This is a genomic window from Bacteroides sp. CAG:633 (genome assembly GCF_000435115.1).
In the GTDB taxonomy this organism is placed as follows: Bacteria; Bacteroidota; Bacteroidia; order Bacteroidales; family Bacteroidaceae; genus Bacteroides; species Bacteroides ndongoniae.
The window spans coordinates 10749-13231 of record NZ_FR883051.1 but is presented as its reverse complement, the minus strand read 5'-3'; the positions used below and the strand labels follow the sequence as shown (position 1 = coordinate 13231).

The window sequence follows — 2483 nt, the reverse complement described above, 5'->3', positions numbered from 1 at the left end:
CACGCTGGCCAGTATCGTGAAGTACCCCTTCTCGTCGAGCTTAGCCGGCCAGAAATCGAAATTCGGCTTCTTCACCACCGAGGAAGACAGCTTCCGCCGCATCGCCGAAGAGCTGGGCATGAAGAAGCTGAACGACGCTCCGCTGAAGTATGCCCGCCACCCGCTGGTTTACCTCGTGGAAGCCGCCGACGACATCTGCTACCAGATGATGGACCTGGAGGACGCCCACAAGCTGAAGATACTGACCACGGCCGAGACGCAGGCACTGATGCTGTCGTTCTTCACCGACGAGCGGAAAGCACGCATGCAGAAGACACTGCAGATAGTGAGCGACACCAACGAACAGATAGCCTATTTGCGTTCGTGCGTCATCGGGCTACTGATACGCGAGTGTACCCGCGTTTTCTTGGAGAACCAACAGGCTATTCTGGCCGGTACATTCGAGGGACCGCTCATCCGCCACATCGACTCCCTGCCCGCCTCGGCCTACGAACACTGCGCCGACGTGTCGTTCGAACGCATCTACCGCTCGCGCGACGTACTCGACATCGAGCTGGCCGGTTTCCGCATCATCGGCACCCTGCTCCAGCTGATGACCGACGCCGTGTGTGCCCCGGAGAAGGCTTACTCCCAGTTGCTCATCAACCGCGTGTCAAGCCAGTACAAAATAAATTCGCCTGTATTCCACGAAAGAATACAGGCGGTATTGGATTATATTTCGGGCATGACCGACGTCTTTGCGCTCGACCTCTACCGTAAGATAAACGGCAACAGTCTGCCTACTATTTCTTAAATACAAGCGAAGAAGGGTGTACTGAAACCAAAGGGATGCCTGTCAGTACCCCCTCTACTTACATTATTACTTGCTGGGGTAGAACAGTTTATTCACCCCCGAAGTCAGGTGGCACGCATCCGGTTCGCTCTCGATGAACGACTGGATGTGACGCATACGCTTCTCGGCCAGAATCTCGTCGACGGCAATCAGGATGCCGGTCTCTTCCACGTCGCCAAAGCCGTAGTTGATGGCGGTGCCGAACATACGCATTGTGGGACTCAGGCTCATGTAAGCGTTCACCAGCGGCGGAATGTTGTAGCCCAGCTTACGGATTTCGCCGTTCAGAATCTTATAATCTTCCTTGAACGTGTCTTTGCAGAACAGTGCGGCAAGTTCCTTCTCGTCCGACTCCAGCTGCAACGGCTCCATGGGAACAATCAGTCCCTCCTTATCGCCGAAATGCTTGCGCAGGAAGTACAGAATCATGTCGCGTCCCTTGCGGTTGTAGCTGGGGTACATGGTCACCTTGCCGAAGAAATACTTCACATTGGGCATTACTACGGTCAGCGCGCCCAACCCGTCCCACAAGTTGTCCAAAGCAAACAGACCTTTGCTTCCTGCACGTGTAGACTGGTACTCCAGCGTCACAAACGAACGTCCCAGCTCGATCGTGGTAGGAAGATACTCTTTCAAAAACTTCTCCGAAAAGTGGAACATGTGCGAAGTAGCCAGAATAGGAGCTCCGTGCTCGTCGAAGCGCACATCGGTGCCCAAAATATACCGGTAACCTCCCAGAATTTCCTCTGCTTCGGGATTCCATACAATCAGCTGCTTGTAAGGATGCTCCATGGTGTCGAACTCGTCAATGTCCATCGACATGCCGGTTCCTCCGCCTGCCGCACGGAATGCGATCTCGCGCAGACGGCCAATCTCCTTCATGGTGTTGGGAGAGTCTTGCGCCGTGATGATATAAATCTGGTTGTTGCTCTTGTTGGTCATTCGCAGGCGCTTGTCTTCGGTCAACTCCGCTTTCAGCAGTTCCTTACTGATAGGTTCAATAATATCTTCCATATCTCTCTTTACCTAACTCTATTGTTAATTCTCTATTTTCAGTTTATAAACGATGTCTTTCACATACTGCGCCCATTGGGTCGGCGTCTTCGACTTGTCAAACGTCTGCCAGGGAATCGGCTTGCCTATGGTGATGGTGAAAGTCTTGTGGCGGTTCTTCAGCATTTCGTCAGCCAGATACAACATCGCAATGTTGAACTTCAGGCCGATAGCCTTGCAGAAGTTGGCCAGATTGTAAAAGAAGTCGGAGTTTCTTCCTTCGAAGTGAATGGGCACGACGTCGCGGTGCGACTGTACACTCTTTACAATGAATGTCTTCTTCCAGTCCAGGTCGCGGATCACGCCGTTGCGACGCCGCGAGCACAGCCCGGCGGGAAACATTATCAGATGATTGTCGGATGCAAAGCCGGCCTCCACCAGCTTCGGGAAATCTTTCGCCTGACGTCCGGTCTTGTTGATAGGGATGCAAAGGGGAGCCAGTCCGCGGAGATTCATCAGCAGGTCGTTGACCATATACTTCACCTTGCCGTCGTAGAACGAGCCTAGCACGTAGCCCAGCGCCAGTCCGTCCTGTCCGCCCAGCGGGTGATTGCAGACAAAAGTGCAAAGCCCGTCTTTCGGCAGATTCTCTTTCCCT

Annotated in this window: 3 protein-coding genes; 1 reads left to right on the top strand and 2 read right to left on the bottom strand. The window is 53.4% G+C overall.

What is annotated here, in order from left to right:
• Window positions 1-793 (top strand): dGTP triphosphohydrolase (gene dgt, locus QVP67_RS06655; protein ID WP_288179980.1); only part of this gene is annotated, 793 nt, incomplete at its 5' end.
• 66 nt (window positions 794-859) lie between these two features.
• On the opposite strand, the gene QVP67_RS06650 is transcribed toward dgt, so the two are convergent.
• Together QVP67_RS06650 and QVP67_RS06645 are read right to left on the bottom strand one after the other, a co-directional pair.
• Window positions 860-1846 carry a GNAT family N-acetyltransferase gene (locus QVP67_RS06650; RefSeq protein ID WP_022162790.1) on the bottom strand — a complete coding sequence of 329 codons (987 nt, stop codon included), beginning with the start codon at window positions 1844-1846 and terminating at the stop codon, window positions 860-862.
• A gap of 24 nt (window positions 1847-1870) precedes the next feature.
• Window positions 1871-2483: glycerol acyltransferase (locus QVP67_RS06645; protein ID WP_288179979.1), on the bottom strand; the 613-nt coding region annotated here is incomplete at its 5' end.